Below are 16,998 nucleotides of genomic sequence, written 5' to 3'. Positions count from 1 at the left end.
AGACTCAACAGGGATCAAAAAGCTGTGTCGTCCGCGAGGCAGGTGACACAGCTTCTTAGGAGATTTCTGAGAAACAATATCCCCATTATTTGGAAAAAAGGCGCGGCTTCGCCGCGCCTTTTTTCCAAATAATGGGGAAGTTCTTATCTGGAAATCTCCTTAGGTCTTATATTGAATCCAACTACTTACTGAGAGCAGATACACTTGAATTCTTTACTCTCTGCAATTGACGGTAATAGAGACCGGAAAGGGCGATCGCCACTACTCCCAGCAGCAGCCATTCCCCTGGCTCCGGAACGCTAGAAACAGCACTGGCCGGTTCAGGTAACTGCTGATCTTCCACCTCTCGATTAAAGCGGTCCTCCGATTGCTCTAGTTCTCTCAGGCGTTGCCGCTGTTCTTCGTTCACCAGCACGACCATGGAGGAATACGGCGACACAATGCCATAGTCCTTCGTGATAGCGTGAATGGTATCGAGTTCGCTGAGTTGATCGGGTTTTATATAACGGCTGAGGTGAGTTACCCACTGTCGGGCCGCCAATGGCTCAAAGCTGGGATTAGCTGGGGTAGTCTCACTGGCTGGCTGGATAACATACCAGGCATAACCGTCCACCACATTGAGCAGGGATGTACCTTCCCCCTGGCTGGGCTGAGTTCCGAGCCGCTGCATTGCCTCCTGGATGGTAGTCGCCACGTTGCCACCACTATCTTGAATGGCTTGTAGTGTGGCATCGTCATAGGCCGGTTGTAACCCGCCCAGATGAACCAGCCACAAAGGTGCAGGCATTTGAAGCACCGTAGTGTTATCTGCCGTCAGCTCATAACTGCCAGGGTCCGTGATCAATACAATGGCATCGTAGGCCGTCTCACCCTGCAATTGTTGAAACTGGGCCAGCATTTGGCGGGGCTCCAACGTGCCATAAAAAGTTGTCTTTTGGAGCGCCCACCCCTGCAAATTGTCGATGCGTTGGGGAGCCGCAGGAGACATGGCGGTCAAGTACAGGTCACCCTGGTTCTGCTTCAGCAGTACGTTCTGCACCCAATCCATCGTTGCGCTTAACTCGGGCTGGTGGGTTTCCATGCTGCGGGAGCCATCGAGGACGATCGCCAACCGTTTGTTCTGGGGCAATTGGTAGCGATCGCCCTCCAACGGCACTGCCAGCACATGTGCCCCCCAGGGCAAATCAATCTGATGCTGGCTCGGTTTTATGGCCTCTGCTGGAACGCTTGCAGGCAGCCACTCGCTACTCAAATTGACCACTTTACCGTTCACCTGGTGCGGTGTGGTATTGTCCCAGTAAACGTTGCGTTGCTCACTAAGGCGTGGCATCGGCCAGCCACCATCCTGCTGCAACACCTTATAGGTCATCCACAGGTGCATTTCGCCCATACCGCTGGGTGGGATGGGAAAGGCCCGCAGACGATATTGCCGGGGGCCAACCTGCTCCAGCAGGGCCGGGTCAACTCGCCGCTCTACCTCCTCGTTGTAGACCTGCTGAGCAGCTCCTCGGGGTGCAATGGTATAGGGATAAGCAGTGGCGCGATCGCCCGTCTCATTCAGCCAAAGGCCTGTTAATACCGCGCTTTCCGGCAGCGAGAAGAAATAGAGGATTTCCTCCTGGTTCAAGGTTTGATTCTGATAGGTTTCGTGTATCTCTACGTCAGCCCAATCCCCTTGGGGGTTTACCGTCACCTGCTGGTTTGCTAGCCAGACCCGCTGCTCCCCAATGTCAAGTAAGCCCGCTTTTGCCTGCCCGCGGTCAAAGGTCGATTGGATAGCCCGCTTAATTGCAGGTTTCTCAGCTCGTAGAATGGGCGCGTCAAAAAACTGTGCGTAAAGCCCAGCTGCCCTGTCAATGTCGGCCTCGGTGCCCTGGTAGGTAAAGGGAGCCATGACAAAATCATAGGCATCCTGCAACACCTGAGCAATACTCACGGGCAAGGAGAATTGATAGTGATAAATGTCTTTGATCGGTGTGCTTTCAATGTAGGGATAGCGGTAATTTGCTAGATAGGCATTGAGCAAACCCTGGCGAATAATCTCAGATTTTTGGAGTAATATCTGCCGCTCTGCATCGGTTTGAGCCGGTTGTTCCAACAACTTAAACGCCTGATTTTGAGGTTGTTGTTGCAACAGAATAAATAGCCCAAGCACTGACCCAGCAACCGCTATTGTGAATGCACCGACCCATTTGGCGCTATATCGGCTGACCAGGGAAGTGAAGCACTGTCGCCATGACTGCCAATATACGACTGCCATTCCGATGGGCATGGATGCAAACCCAATCACCAACATTGTGAAGGGAAATGCAACGATGGCATACAGGCTCGCGGGAATGAGCGCAATAACAACGATCGCCACAATCGGCGGCACGTAAAAGGCAGTAATGGCCAGCAAGTAACCCACCAACATCAGCATTACCGTATGCCCTGCCAGGTGCCACCACTGCGGCTGAAATTGGGGCTTACTTCCCTGAAATAACCAGTGTGCGAAGGCGATCGCCCCCGCCAAACTCATGCCTAAAATCAACGTATTCGCCGGGGTTAGATCCCGTAGCCAGAAGAAGCGCAGTAGACAAAACGTCAGAAGCGGTGCCTCTACCCCATAGAACAATTGGAAGATGGGAAGCGATCGCCGCGTCTTTGGGACAATCTCTGCCACCGTACAGGTCGTCGGCACCCCCACCAACCCAATAAAGGGCACCAGAAAATCCCAGGGCACGTTGCCATCCATCGCATCGTTGATGATGGCGATGCCCCAAATCAACATTACTCCTAAATAAATCACCAGGAGTAATGAAGTATTGAATAACCAGAAAGCAATTTTAAATAGAAGACTAGAAGATTTGAAGAAGGTCATGGGAAAAAGAAATGGCAGACGGTAATCGGAAATAATAGATAGCGAACGCGAGCCAAAAGTTTTAAATATCGGCGGATGGGGAATTTAGATTTTCACGGATTGTTTCATGAACAGTCTGAAGAAATGACTGAACATTGTCTTGCTGAGCATTTTCCGGGTGGTCAAACACGATGGAAACAAGAACCCAGGAAGATTCCTGTCGCGATACATCCGCCCAAATACGGGTCAAATAATCATCCGTCGTCCGGTGAGCTGACTGAAACCAGTAAGCCGCAGATTGCCGATCGCCATTCAACATTAACCACCGTCCCAAAATCTCAGGGGTCAGTTGCCGCGGTTCCATGTGGCTCACTTCAAAGCCACTGCTGATTAAACACAGTTCAGGTGCATGATGCCCCTGCCAGCTAGAGCTACCAACCATCAGGAGATCGCCACTCAGCCCTTGAAACTGAAAGTGCTGCTTTTGTACGGACGCATTGGAGTGAGCGGCAAAAAAATCCTGTTCGTATGAATTAAGCGGAATGGACACCGTTTGAATGGCAGCAGATAGAGGCACGTGAGCCAGGTCAGGGGGATGGGAGGCGATCGCTCCGGGTCGAGGCAAGAGCGTCAGAGCGATTAAACAAAGAACAATTCCGGCGGGAGCAATTTTGGCTTGGAAAGACGGTTGTAGGGTAAGCGGTTTGGGTACCACAGGCCCTCGATTACGAGGAACCCACTGGAGCAGCCCCCAGGCGATCGCACACACGGCCACAAAGCCGATCACCCCCAGAGGCAGGTGTAGCGTCTCTGCCAGGGCAGGTTGTCCCAGGACGTGCAAAATCCCTACCAGGGTAAATACCCGCACAATATTTGCCAGAATCAGCAGCCCAATATTAGCTAAACAGACTAACAACCAGCGAAGCCCGATTTGCCGCCCTTCGAGCCCGGTGGCGGCTAGTAAGAACAAGGTTCCTGTCCACAAACTTTTGAGGCCGCTGCAAGGTAAATCCACCCGTGCTAGCCCGGTATCCAGCACAATGATGTCTTCCGAGGAAAGCGCCGCAATTTGGAAGTGGTGCAGCAGAAACTCAACGGCATGGGCCGTGAGGATACGACTAGGGAATCCCAAACCTGTGGTGAATTGAACGCTGAAGGGGAGAAGGATGGCGATCGCCACCGCCACAGCTAATCCCCGCCGCCAGATAGCTGGCGCGATATGCAACCCCAGCCAACTATAGGTTCCCAACATCAATAACACCACAGGAACCTGTTCCAGGTTGAGAACCCACTGTGTGGCGATCGCTCCCAGCCCGCAGCCGAAGATCAGCGCTACGGGGGCAACCCGCAGGGTGGGAGTTGGAGACAGCTGCCATTGGCTCGGCTGTCGAAGCATCTGCACCAGCAACACCAGGCCACCCGCCGCCAGCATCAATCCATTTAATAAGGACAGCTCTTGTGCCGCTTGCCATAGCCACTGCACAGATGCTCTGTTGAGGTAAAACCAGCTAAGAACAATGGCTGCGCTCCATGCGATCCCTTGTGGGAATCGTTGCCTCAGCTCACCCCCGACGGTGTCGGCTGATGCGGAACCTGCGTTTACTGCCATACCCTGTTTCTCCTCAGCAAGTGGCTCCGCAGCTTATGTGCCCGATGTAACATATAGTTCTACGGAATATTCTTAGGCGGTAGTGTATCCAAGCTAAGCTTTACTTCAAGTTCAACTCACGGATTTCGGAACGTCAAGAAAAATTAGTGCCTAATAAGTCACTCATTCCGAGGGGGAAACCAATCAGTTTCCCCCTCAAAAAATTACGCTTGTTATAGCTTCAGGCAATCAAGTGAATGAAGCGGACAGAGCCCGCCTCATTCACCTATCAAAATCAGAGCGGTGAACCCAGTAATTCTCATTTTGAAATTAGGCCCGAAAACCGCGCGCCAAAGGCGCGCGGTTTTCGGGCATCAAAGCCAAGAGTTCACGCCCGTAGGGCGTGAACTCTTGGCTTTGATGCCCATACTGAGAATTGCTGCGGTGAACCACGAGCACTTGACAAATTTAAAACCTCAAACCATCATTCTTTCAACACTTTGCGTGAGAGAAATGACAGCTTTGATCAGAGAATTGAGCGATCGCCTCATTCTGATCATCCACACAAGAATTCTTGCGTTTCTTTGAAGCCCACAAACTTATACCAAACCAATCTATAGCAATGTGCAAGTGCGTTAAGTACAGCAACGGTGGTGTGGGGCACGACGTGCCCCACACCACCGTACTTAATCAACGTGCACAGCGCTATAAAGCCGCACAGGATAAGACGTGTAACGCATGCGTGTCATACCTCTCATCCTGTACAGCTTTAGCTAAAAACGGTATTAGAACAGTGAGAAATTGGTTGAAAAAATCAGACCAAAAAGAGAACTATCAAAGTTAAGACTAGATTCTGTTGAGTCACCAAAGCTCAAACCTGCAAAGAGGCTAACACGACTGTTTTCTGTAAGAGCATAAGATAACTGAGCAGTCACTTCGTGATAACTATCGTGGCGCTCTTGTTGTGTAAAGTCTGACAGTACTAATTGATAGCCAAGGCTTGCCTCCAGTCCGGGTTGCAAGTCATACCCAAGACTAAGACCGAAGGTATTAAAGATGCGGTCGCGATCGCTTGGGTCAGTAAAGCTAAATCGCAATTGATAAAATCCATCTAAATACAACCGTGCAGCTAATTGCTCACGATGGGAAAGAGACAAGCGCAGAGAGTTGTCAGTGAGGAATCGGCCACCATTATCCAGGCCAAAAAACTGTTGATTTGACCAACTGGCATCAAGATAGGTATTGGAAAAAATAACCTGTCGGATACCAGCTTGCAATTCAAGGTCTGAATAGTTCAGACCAGATAGGTTGTTGTAAACCGATAGACTCCCTCCCACGGAGCCGAAAAAGTAGGTTCGGGGGCCAAGGCTTGGGGATGCAAACAGGGAAAGCCCCCCCTGAAACACCTGATCATCGATTGGATCAAAATCGTCCAGCAGAATATTGTTACTGCTAAAAAAGCTGAGCCGCCCCAGCAGGAAAACCGTGTCATTTTCCGTTTCGTCAACAGTTTCATCCAGTAGGGGTTGCTCTTGTAAGCGCAGACGCCCCAATTCTGGGTCTCCAGAGGGTTGCTCCCATAAGCGCAGACGCCCCAATTCCGGGTCATCTGAGGGCTGTTCCCATAAGCGAAGTTGGCCCAGTTCAGGATCGATCGTGGGGTCTGAAGGGGATAAAAATTGCTCGGATGATTCGGGAGGTAGGGTTTCGTCAGTTGCCTGCCCGACTACAGAATTATCGGTTGAGTTCTGGGAAGTAACCGCTGAGGATGGGCGCCGACCGTAGCGTGATCTGCTCCGCTCAACGATTGTTTCAGGGGAAGAGAGCCCGACCCAATCTGCTTTTGCTTGCGATCGAATAGCGGTTGACTCGGGTGTCCTCAGTGAGATTGCTCGTAGATCTTTTTCTGAAGGAGTGATTAAAGCATCAATATGAGGGAACAGATTGGCAACAGGTTGAGCCGTTGTAGACGTGGGTTCAACCGGAGCAAAATTCTCAATGAAACAGCATGTAGGACGGGTTAAAGATTCTGCTGTCGTTAAGGGCTCGTTAACCTCTGCATTGGCGGCTTCTGCATGGCTGGCGATCATCCCGAGACAAATCAGCGATTGACCTAAGAGACAGGTTTTAAGCTTCACGGAAGATCACCTCAGACAGCATTCATGACCAGCTAGACGAACAAATGGCATGCTTGACAAGCCGGATTCGCTATGAAATTGTTTCGCGCGCCATTATACGCCTAAAACATTCAGGGTCCGACTATTAATTATTATTTCTGGGTCTACCATTACCATTGCCGTTACCCTGACCTCCGTTGCCATTGCCATTACCGTTGCCAGGGCCCCCATTACCGTTACCCTGACCTCCGTTGCCATTACCGTTGCCAGGGCCCCCATTACCGTTACCCTGACCTCCGTTGCCATTACCGTTGCCAGGGCGTCCATTACCGTTGCCCTGACCTCCATTGCCATTACCGTTACCTGGTCTACCACCATCATTACCAGGTCTGCCATTGCCGTTACCATTGCCATTGCCGTTGCCATTGCCGTTGCCGTTACCAGGCCCGTCATTCCCATTGTCATCATCATTGCCACGACCGGGATTGTCATTACCATTGCCAGGCCTATCATCATCGTCTGAGTTGCCATTCCCACCATTCTCACCATTTCCGCCACGGCCAGGCTGATTACCGCCGCCACGACCATCATTACCCCGGTCAGGTTGATTGTTGTTATCGCGGCCTCGATTTACCCGCCCTGATCGCCCAGGGGAATCGTCTGTATCGCCACGTCGTGGATCACTCGTTGTGCGGTCAATACGGTTTTGCATCGGCTGTCTGCCAGGCCGATCTGCTGGGTGACCTTGGTTCCCTCTCCCTCGACCATTGGGTTGGCCCTGGTTCCCTCTCCCTTGACCATTGGGTTGGCCCTGGTTCCCTCTCCCTTGACCATTCAGCTGCGAAGGATTGTTGCTGAAGCGACCGTCGCCTCGGGAGGGATTATTGCCAGCTTGACCATTAGCACCCGAAGGATTACTACCCGGCACCGCCGGATTGGGGGAACCCGTAACATTGGGAGAACCCGTAGAATTTTCAGGTGGCACGTTCTGGGCAGAGGTTGAGGGGAGCCGAATGAAGTCGGGGGTTTCGATAGCTCCTTCAGTGGGGAGGGCAGGTTGTTGGGCGATCGCCGTATCCATTTCCTCCTGAACCTCGGCAATCCCCTCATCTACAACAGAGGATGCCGGTCCTCCTGCCGCCTCTGGAGCCAACCCTCTCACCAAATCACTGGTTTCATAGAAGGTGCGCAGGTCGAAGTCATAGATTTCGGTGATGCGATCGCCTACAGCCACCGCCATTTGCCCACCCCGCAACGGTTGCCGTTGGGTGCCATCTTCATTCAGTAGTTCAATACCGCTATCCGTGAGAGCACCCACCACAGTTGTATCGGTTTCAGCGATGTAACGAATGAATAAGGCCGACCCTTGGATACCCGCCGTTGCATTGGGAGTACGGACATTCGTACGCCCCTGCCCAGGAGGAATGAGCAGCAAAACCGTACCGTTGGAAAGGCGAAGATCTCGAGTTCCAGCATTGAACCAGAACACAACTCGTTCACCTAATCGCCCCAGAGACCCATCATTGAAGCGGAGTTCAGCAAAAGAACTTTGGGCCGTTGAGACGCCGTTACCTGGCACAATAATATCGGAAACCCGAGCTGAGCGAGGCGATTGATTTTGCTGTAGAACTTGAACCTGGTTTCGCAGGGATTCAACAACAGCGCGGTTGAGAGCCGTTTGGGCTCCGGCCTCCATGGCGAGTAAGAGGGTCGTTGTTAGTGCAGCAAGGGCGGCAGTGATGGTGCGAGAGCGGGAGATCATCTGTGATTTCTAACCTTGGGCAGTGACGATAGTTTGAGAAGTGGATTTCTGGAATCTAATGGCAGCACCCGCAGAACTCAACAGTAACCGATGAACATATTGTAAGAGCGTATAAAAATAGGCTTGTAAAACTTAAGACCTAAATTTCTCAAAAATCTGGCTGTATCCTCTCTTTGCAGAAACTTATTCTTTAACTTCAAATGCTTTCCCTCCTTTCCCTACAACACTTTAAGGGATTTTTCCACATCAGTTAATCTTATTCGGACGCCTTTCAGACACCATAAGTTCCTTACATCCATATCAGTGGATCCTCTGAAGCCAGGGAATATCTCAGGTTCTCATCATGTGCGTGTGTCGGCTTGCATCGGCACCAGACTTCAGACCTCGGATTTTGCCATCCCATTTTGAAAACCCAAAAGGCTCTATCGCCTTACGCAATAAGGTTAGAACAGGTTATTTCTAGAAAGCCCTACGGTGTGGGATTTTCCAAAAATAACCTTCCTGGCTCTGAGCGCATAGCGCTATAAGTACTCAACGGCTTAAGTTCGCCCCTGTTGAAGATAGGTTAATTTCCGCATATGTTTTTAACAAACCGCTAGAGGCTGTTTTCAAGGTCATTTTTTCGGGTGCGTCACGCATAAAAAAATGACCTTTATAGCAATGTGCAAGTGCGTTAAGTACAGCAACGGTGATGTGGGGCACGAAGTGCCCCACATCACCGTACTTAACCAACGTGCACAGCGCTATAAAGCACGTCGAGTAGTGAGCGGCAAGAATCAACCCATATTTGAATATAGGCAAACTTAAGCCGACGTGTAATGAGGTCTGCTTTAAGGTTCTTCTTTGTCTGCGTTGCAGACAAAGAAGAACCTTAAAGCAGACCTCGGATTAGTTAAAGGAACTAACGGTGAGCCCAGTCATCAGGCGAGATGACAGTGGTATCCTCAAACCCCTCCTCTGATTCGTCTGGAATAAGGGTATCGCTGGAGATGAAAAACAGGTTGTCGTCCTCCTCCTCCGATGGAGGAAGGTCAAGAACGTCAGGCTGATAAAAGGGTAGCAAGGCCGCTTGCACAATTTGGGTTGACTGGTAGCGCACAGCAGCATCCGGATGAACCATCAGGTCAACAATGACGGCAAGCTCAGGCGACATATTGGAGACGTGATGCTGCCAGCTCACCGTTCCCGATTTGAGACTGTGATTCAGGGTATGGGGAGCCTGCCCCGTCAGCGCTTCAATGCCAATCATGCCCAGAGCATAAATATCACTGTTAAAGTGAGGCCGTCCTGCTGACTGCTCGGCGGGCATGTATCCCGGCGTACCAACCGAAACTGTAAACCGCGATGCTTCATCGCTCTCGGCTAGTTGGGTCGTAATTTTCTTAGCAACCCCAAAGTCAATCAGAACCAATTTTCCATCCTTATGCCGCCGCATAATATTAGACGGTTTCAAATCTCGATGGATAACTCCCTGGCTATGAACAAATGATAATATCTCCAGCAACTCCATCATGAGCCTGACCACTTGAGGCTGGGACAGTTGGCGCCGGGGTAACAACTCTTGGGATAGGGGGTGGCCCTGAATAAACTCCTGTACCAGATAAAACTCCTCATTCTCCTCAAAGGAAGCCAGGAGTTGTGGAATCTGGTCATGGAGCCCCAGCCGCTCCAGGGTTTCGGCTTCTGTGGCAAAAAGCCGTCGCGCCAACCGTAGAGTGTTTTCATGGGCTCCCAGCATCCGCAATTGCTTCACCACACAGAGTGGGTTACCCGGTCGCTGACGATCTTCAGCGACGTAGGTCTCGCTGAAGCCGCCCGACCCCAGCACCCGCACAATGCGGTAACGCCCCGCCAGAACAGTACCGGATAGAGCTAATTCCCGCTCGCGCAGCAGATCTTGCAAATCGTCCTGTTGGCTAATGATCTCTTGCACGATGGGGGAGGTAACGTACTGTCGCAGGGTATCCCGCAGTTGCCGTTTACGTTTTTGTTCTTTAACAGAACCGACGATTAACTGCGACAGGCCACCCAGGACGATCGCTCCCGCAGGCATTGCCGTCGGCACAATCAAGCGTCCTCCCAGAAACAGGCTGTAGCTGATCCCCGTCCAGGCAACCGCCAGAGCAGCAGCCCAGGCTAACCGCCGTAGGGGTTGAGGATGCCGGCTCAACCACCAAGCGGCTCCGCCCGCCCCGACCAGTACAAACAGCCCGCGCCAACCTGACTCTCCAAACAGGTCTGTGAGAGCTTTGCCCTCCATCAGGGTGGCGATCGCATTGGCATGGATCTCGACCCCTGGCATGGCCTGGGGATAGAGCCAGCTTTTGGCAAAGGGAACAGGATGAAAATCCTGATGCACTGCCGCCGTGGAGCCAATTAGCACGATCTTGTCTTTGAAATACGCGCCAGATTGTAAATAGCCATTCCAGGTAGCCGGATCGAGGACATACCAGAAGGGGATGTGCTCAAAGGTCTGGCTTGGCCCATGGAAAAAAATGAAGTTGCCCGATTGCGGTAGAGTGCGGCGGTGGGCGGCCTGAAGCACAGAAGTGGCGAGCGTCGGTAGCTGTGGCAAAACCCCGGTTTGGAGTTCGGGAGAATCAATGTTGAGTTGCTGCCAATAGCGTTCTCCCAGTTGATGAATACGCCCGTCAGCATCCAGCAGAAAGTTAATGGATCCGATGCAGTTGGGCCGATCACAAAACCGGGGCAGCGGGGTTGTCAGCTCTGTCGTGTATCCCTGGAGCACGTCCGCCTGGGAATATTGGGCAGCTAATATAATTTGCCCCTGGTGGCGCTTAAGGGCATTCTCAAATGTCTGGTCGTCGATCTCACCGTAGCTGCTGGGAGTCGAAAAGATAATATCCAGGGCAATCGCATCGGCTCCTGCGGCCATGAGCTTGTCGATGACAGTAGCATAGGCGGCTCGTTGCCAGGGCCAGGCTTCAATCGGGGCAAGGCTACTATAACGCTGCGGGTCAGCCCGAAAAAATTCTCCCTGACCCAGAGATTCCTCATCAATGGCCAGGATCACCACATCTTTAGAAGGGGCTACTGGCCCCCGCACTTCAAAGAATAACGTTTGTACTTGCCGTTCCACAGATCGAGCAAGGCCCAGATCCAACCCCGTCAGAGCAGCGGCAGTAATGGCCCAAAACGCAGCCAAGGTTCGACCCGAATCACGAAACGGCCGCAACCAACGGGGCCCTAGAGCTGTATCGTTAGGTTGACGGCTATTCGGCCTGGAATTGGAGGAGGGAACAGGGCTGGACAAGGGGCCTCGGTTCATAAGCTTTATCCGTGACCAACGGCGTGGGCAATTTATGTATGCGAGTCAACGGATCACCCATCGGGATTGTAAAAATAGCCATTTACAATCCACTTGGCTCACGTCATCCGTCTGGTTTCTGCGCCCCGTTTTTCGCACCCTATTTAGCAACCAACCATCATAGCGCTTATTTCTCGGTTCATGCGTTTTCTTCTTAAAGAAGATATTTTGCATGGTTTTATCCCGATAGAGCAATGTGCAGTTCGTTGATTAGGTACGGTGGTGTGGGACCCACACCACCGTACCTAATCAACGAACTCAGCGCCATAAAAGGGGAAATCAGGTTGCGGACAATAACCGTGCTGGGGCATGTTTCAAACCTGGGCTGAACCGGGCTTGTGTCTCATTTCAAGGAAATGTCTTCGGTTCGATTCAAGAGTTGGGCGATCGCCGGAATTGCCCTCCAGATACTCAGTTCTCAAGCCAACACCGAAAGCCCTCATTTTTTCACCATAAGATGGTGAAAAAATGAGGGCTTTCGGTGTTGGCGTAACAACATACAGATGTGAGCGTATCTATATTCACACAGCAATTCTCATTTTGGAATCCAACCCGAAAATAGCCCGCCTTCGGCGGGCTATTTTCGGGCTTCAAAGCTGGGAGTTCCTGCCCTTCGGGCAGGAACTCCCAGCTTTGAAGCTCATACTGAGAATTGCTGACATTCACACCTTCCAATTAAAAGCTTTTGAAAAGTGTGATATTTCGTATACCTTAATAGGGCTGCCCACACCGAGCTTGGAGGTCTGCTTCACGTAGGCCGAAGTTTTGTTGGCGACACAGTAATACCTGAGCCGTGCGTTGTTGGGCATAAATACGATGAGCAAACCACCCCAGGGGTGCCCCCAACAGTATGGTGCCCAATCCAACTCCGATTAAGAGACTATTAAACAAATCTCGTCGATGAATTCGATCTCGCTCAGCATGCCGCTCAGCTGAGGCTGTTCGTGTGTCGTGCATTGTGACCATCCGGAAAGACTACTCTTAGCTAACAATGCTGGAAAAAAAATTACATCCTTCCTCGTACCGATGCTGCCTTCTCGCGTAGGGTGGAGATTGAGCTGTACCAAGTATTAGAGATAGAAAGTTAGTCCTTTGTGCAGCTTCATATTGATTAAGGAAGTAAGCGGGCATCATTCAACAGAAAACCCCAAATACTGTGCTACCTGCTTCATAGGCAACACAGTATTTTGGGCTTTCTGTTGAATGGAGTGGAGCTAATCTTGGGCTCTATAAATCCTTCCAGTCGGAATAGGTGGCAAGGCTATTAGACTGTAGACTTTGCAAATCTAATAAGAACAGAATAGATGTATCCGTGTCTGTCTCAGACTCCTGCACGACTGCATGGCTGGCCAGATTTGCAATTTTATGGCGATAAAACTCTGGTAGACGACGGCATTGGGTGAGGGATAAGGGCTGAATTTTGGGTAACCGATCAACCGCTAAACCGCAGCATTGATAAGACGGCAATCGGACAATAAGCAAAAATAAAGCATCCATAGTTTGAGCCATCGTATCCGCTGTGCTGGAGAGCGGAAGAGTACTAGAAGCCTCAACCAGAGCCATGCGTAAATCAAGAATGGGTAATGGCTCCCCTTCAAATAACTGCATGGGTGAACCAGCATGAAACTGGATCAAGTCCCGTTGAGACGACTGAGCCGAACGCCCTTGAACAATGCGAACAATCGCGCCCAATGGCAAAGCAAACCGATAATTCTGTACCTGAAAGGTTAAAGCCTGACAGATTACAGACGGGGAGGAAGCGATCGCAGGCTCCCTGGATAAGGGCGAGGAGGATTTCATCATGCTGGGTAAAAGCTGAATAACGAAGAGAAACGAGCATGAACTGCGGGGCAGAGGGTAATCAATACACCATGGATGGCTCCAGGGTCTGCTCCAGCACCTTCTCCAGGGTGGATAGCAGGCGATCGTCTGTGTAGGGCTTGGTGACATAGCCATTGGCTCCCAACCCAAGGGCCAATTGGCGGTGTTTCTCTGTGGTACGAGAGGTGAGCATGACCACTGGGATCTTAGACAGATCTGGGTGTTGGCGGGAGTAGGCCAAAAACTCAAAGCCATTTAACCGAGGCATTTCAATATCGCACAGCACCAGATCGACGGGATAATGGGTATTCAATTTCTCAATGGCATCCTGACCATCCTGAGCCTGAACAACCCGATACCCTCGCTGTTCCAGGGTCGCTGTTAGCATCTTACGCAGGGTGATAGAGTCATCCACGACCAGCAGGATATAGCGTTTGGGGGATTGGCCTGAGGGTTGTGGCTCGATATGGGTCGGGGCAGCCGTAAGAAGCTTATGGTTAACCTGTGCTGGCAATGGAGTGACAGGGATGAAACGTTGGGAGCCGTTTCTGGGTACTGGACTGACGGTTATGGGTTGGGCTGTTGTGTCTTCGGACTGCAAGAGCACATCTGGGTCAATCGCCAGGGCCATATCGTTATCCCCGAAAATCGTCCCACCGTAAATGTAGTCTGGCGGGTTCATACCCTTGAGGGGCCGGACTACGAGTTCCTGTTCCCCTAAGATACGTTCGACTTGTAGCGCCCATTTTTTTTCTTTACTGTGAAGCAGCAGAATGTAAGGATACTCGGAGTGACCTTGCGGTTTTGAGAAAGCACTCTGCTGATAACGGCGGGAACGGACAACGCGCTCACCCCCCGCCGCGTAAGTTAGCAACTCATCTAGCGATCGCAGGGGAATGAGCGGCTCATAACCGGGTTCAAACACTTGCAGGGCACGACGTTGAGCATGAATTTTATAGGCGTGGGGTTTGGGCAACAAAATACGCTCAATCTGTTGCACAGGCAACGCATACGCGACACTTCCAACCTGACAGACCAACATTTTGGTAATTGAGAATGAAAGCGGAAGCTGAAGGATGAAGGTTGTGCCCTGCTGGGGTCGGGAATAAAGCTGTACTGAGCCACCCATAGCGGTCAGTTGCGATCGCACAATATCCAGCCCCATACCCCGCCCGGATAAGTCGCTGACCTGTTCCCGTGTTGAAAAACCGGGTTTAAACAGGAAGTCAAGGAGCTGGTCATCAGAATAGCGAGCCGCGTTCTCAGAGTTAGCTAAGCCTAGCTTTACAACTCGTTGACGAATGCGATCAATATCAATCCCAACTCCATCATCAGACACTTCGATAATGGTATGACGGCCTTGATTGTACGCTTCAATACGAATCTGTCCTGATTGTTTTTTACCACTCATCTGGCGAGTTTCAGGGGACTCTATTCCATGGTCAAAAGCATTACGGATTAGGTGCAATAGAGGATCATAAAGTTTGTCGGCGATCGCTTTATCAACCTGAACATTACCACCGACCCAGTGAATCTCCGTGGGTTTCTGATGGGTTTTAGTCAACCGTTCTAACATCGATGGAAAACGGTTGAAAATAGTCTCCAGAGGAGCCATCCGCATATTCGTTAAATCATCGCGAATATGGGTTAGAAAGCGCTGCTGTCCCTGAATAGTTCGTTGATTTTGTTTGACTAACTGGCGTACAGTTTCTGCGGTACTTTCCAGAGTTGAGAAGTCAGTTAATGCACCTTGCACCAGGCTATGTAAGCCCGTGTAGTGATCGATTTCCAGGGCATCAAAGGCCGACATTGAAGAGGAGAGGCCCTGAGAGGTTAGGGAGACGGTAGACGATAGCTCTCCCTGCCAGGAGGCAAATCCTGGCGTGGCTTGTGCCGATGCCCGGATAAGCCACTGGTCAGCCCAGGCTTGAATGTTATAAAGCAGCTGTTGATGCCGTTGTAACCCCTGCACCAAACTTTGCACCTGACCACGCAAGCTTTCATTCTGCGTCGTCTGCCGATTCTGGTTGATCAGAAGCTCGCCGGTGAAGTGATTTAAGTTTTCCAGGTGCTTCAGATCGACCCGAATAGGGGTGCTAGTTTTAGGCGTGGTTTCCGTTAGGGCAGCCGAGCCAGACACTTCTATCCCCGGTAATTCGGAGGGATCAGTCGAAGCGCCTGAATAGTTAACAGATTGCTCTGTTATGGAAGACGGAAACGTACCACCTCTTGACGTACCATTAGAAGCAGCTTGTGCATAAGAACCATTCTGTAATACTTTTTCCTGAACAGCGGAGACTAGGTCGGCTAGATCGGATGCCTCGTCGAGTACTTCAACAGCTTGAGAGGACACAGGAGTAACCTCTATCGGCGTGCTCATAGGAGGTGCTGGAATAGAGGTATTCCCCTGAAAAATCTCGTCTTCCAGAGCCGCAATCAAGTCACTCAAATCTGAGTCCGTATCGTCTTCTACCTTAGAGGCGTTCAGATTGGTGGCTAAGGGTGCGGAACAGGCTTCATCCATAATGAGTTCCCCCTCTGTGATACTCAAATAAGTAGGGTCTGTGTCCTCCCAGTCAAAGAGGTCATCAGATTGGGTTTCCATTAATGGTTCTTCCGGTAATGGTTCTTCCAGTAATGGTTCTCCCGATAAGAGTTCTTCCGATAAGAGTTCTTCCAGCAGCTGCCCAGTAGCCCACTGTTGCAGGGCAGCGGATGGGGTACCGCCTTCTGTACGATCGCCCCCCAAAACCAGCTCCCGTCCCCGCGAAAAGTCCTCCAGAGCAATTTGGGCGATCGCCACCGCCTGATCCGGATGAGCGTTGAGGGCCTGTAAGGTAGTCTGGGCGATCGCCCCAAAACCTGGCAGGTTCAAAGATTCGGCAAAACCGAGGAACATTTCTGCCTGACTTTGAAGGGTTTTAGCCAGGGCGATCGCATCCTGGTGATGAATCGCCTGCTTCAGTTTTTCGAGATACTGGGTGACGCCCACTTCAAACATGGATTGCACCATGTCGAACCCTAGTTCCGCGGAGGTCGGGATAGCGGCATTGGGGTCGAAGGCATCACCAAACTTTTCCTGCAATCGGGCGATAATTCCGGCGGCCCGGTTCATAACCTCTGACTCGTCCTCAGTTTCCCCGTGAAGGGCCGCGGCGATGGGGCGGCGCAGACACTCGTAGCCTTCAAACAGAAGGGATTCAACCTCAGCGTCAATTTCCAGGTCAGGGTTGTAGAGCGCCTTAAAGATATCTTCCAGGACATGGGACACCTCCTGGATGGCCCGTTGTCCCACACTGGCGGATGCGCCTTTCAAGGTGTGGGCCACACGCATCAGGTCGTGGATGCAGGCAGTTGTCCGTTCCTGGTGCAAGCTGACTAACTTTTGCTCCAGAGTTTGTAGCAGATCCTGAGCTTCGGTTAGGAAGTAAGCCAGGTTTTCTGCCTGGTACGGATCGGGAGATGACATGGTGAGTGGTGAGTGAGTGGGTAGGGGGGCAGGGAAGTCGGTAGGGGGATGGGGGCAGCGCGCACAGCTTTTGG

Annotated in this window: 8 protein-coding genes; all 8 read right to left on the bottom strand. The window is 51.4% G+C overall.

The window, feature by feature from the left end; translation table 11 throughout:
* Positions 1 to 181: 181 nt before the first annotated feature.
* The 8 genes from H6F91_RS02435 to H6F91_RS02400 all read right to left on the bottom strand — a co-directional run bounded on the left by H6F91_RS02435 (position 182) and on the right by H6F91_RS02400 (position 16,924).
* Entirely contained in the window at positions 182 to 2,860 is a 2,679-nt protein-coding gene (locus H6F91_RS02435) for a TIGR02921 family PEP-CTERM protein (protein WP_190772531.1), read from the bottom strand.
* Positions 2,861 to 2,921: 61 nt separating this feature from the next.
* Positions 2,922 to 4,448, bottom strand: a complete 1,527-nt coding sequence (gene xrtO / locus H6F91_RS02430; RefSeq protein ID WP_190772532.1) for an exosortase O — start codon at positions 4,446 to 4,448, stop codon at positions 2,922 to 2,924.
* Positions 4,449 to 5,212: 764 nt separating this feature from the next.
* On the bottom strand, positions 5,213 to 6,565 hold the full coding sequence (locus H6F91_RS02425; protein WP_190772533.1) for a hypothetical protein: 1,353 nt from the start codon (positions 6,563 to 6,565) through the stop codon (positions 5,213 to 5,215).
* 124 nt (positions 6,566 to 6,689) lie between these two features.
* Entirely contained in the window at positions 6,690 to 8,306 is a 1,617-nt protein-coding gene (locus H6F91_RS02420; RefSeq protein WP_190772534.1) for a FecR domain-containing protein, read from the bottom strand.
* A gap of 901 nt (positions 8,307 to 9,207) precedes the next feature.
* Positions 9,208 to 11,595, bottom strand: a complete 2,388-nt coding sequence (locus H6F91_RS02415) for a serine/threonine-protein kinase (RefSeq protein WP_190772535.1) — start codon at positions 11,593 to 11,595, stop codon at positions 9,208 to 9,210.
* 750 nt (positions 11,596 to 12,345) lie between these two features.
* The gene (locus H6F91_RS02410) at positions 12,346 to 12,591 is read right to left on the bottom strand and encodes a hypothetical protein (RefSeq protein ID WP_190775437.1); all 246 of its coding nucleotides are present in this window, start codon (positions 12,589 to 12,591) and stop codon (positions 12,346 to 12,348) included.
* A gap of 270 nt (positions 12,592 to 12,861) precedes the next feature.
* Positions 12,862 to 13,437, bottom strand: coding sequence for a chemotaxis protein CheW (locus tag H6F91_RS02405; RefSeq protein ID WP_190775436.1), 576 nt, complete (start codon positions 13,435 to 13,437; stop codon positions 12,862 to 12,864).
* 58 nt (positions 13,438 to 13,495) lie between these two features.
* A complete protein-coding gene (locus H6F91_RS02400) occupies positions 13,496 to 16,924 on the bottom strand; it encodes a hybrid sensor histidine kinase/response regulator (RefSeq protein WP_190775435.1) in 3,429 nt (1,142 codons plus the stop codon).
* Positions 16,925 to 16,998: the final 74 nt, after the last annotated feature.

Origin of the sequence: Leptolyngbya sp. FACHB-8 (genome assembly GCF_014695575.1) — a bacterium.
Taxonomy (GTDB): Bacteria; Cyanobacteriota; Cyanobacteriia; order Elainellales; family Elainellaceae; genus Vacuolonema.
This window is presented reverse-complemented; position numbering and strand designations above follow the sequence as displayed.

Bases quoted from the DNA above. Each gene is read 5' to 3' on its own strand.
- H6F91_RS02415 (WP_190772535.1), bottom strand. From the start codon at position 11,595: ATGAACCGAGGCCCCTTGTCCAGCCCTGTTCCCTCCTCCAATTCCAGG.
- xrtO (WP_190772532.1), bottom strand. From the start codon at position 4,448: ATGGCAGTAAACGCAGGTTCCGCATCAGCCGACACCGTCGGGGGTGAG.
- H6F91_RS02435 (WP_190772531.1), bottom strand. From the start codon at position 2,860: ATGACCTTCTTCAAATCTTCTAGTCTTCTATTTAAAATTGCTTTCTGG.
- H6F91_RS02400 (WP_190775435.1), bottom strand. From the start codon at position 16,924: ATGTCATCTCCCGATCCGTACCAGGCAGAAAACCTGGCTTACTTCCTA.
- H6F91_RS02405 (WP_190775436.1), bottom strand. From the start codon at position 13,437: ATGATGAAATCCTCCTCGCCCTTATCCAGGGAGCCTGCGATCGCTTCC.
- H6F91_RS02420 (WP_190772534.1), bottom strand. From the start codon at position 8,306: ATGATCTCCCGCTCTCGCACCATCACTGCCGCCCTTGCTGCACTAACA.
- H6F91_RS02410 (WP_190775437.1), bottom strand. From the start codon at position 12,591: ATGCACGACACACGAACAGCCTCAGCTGAGCGGCATGCTGAGCGAGAT.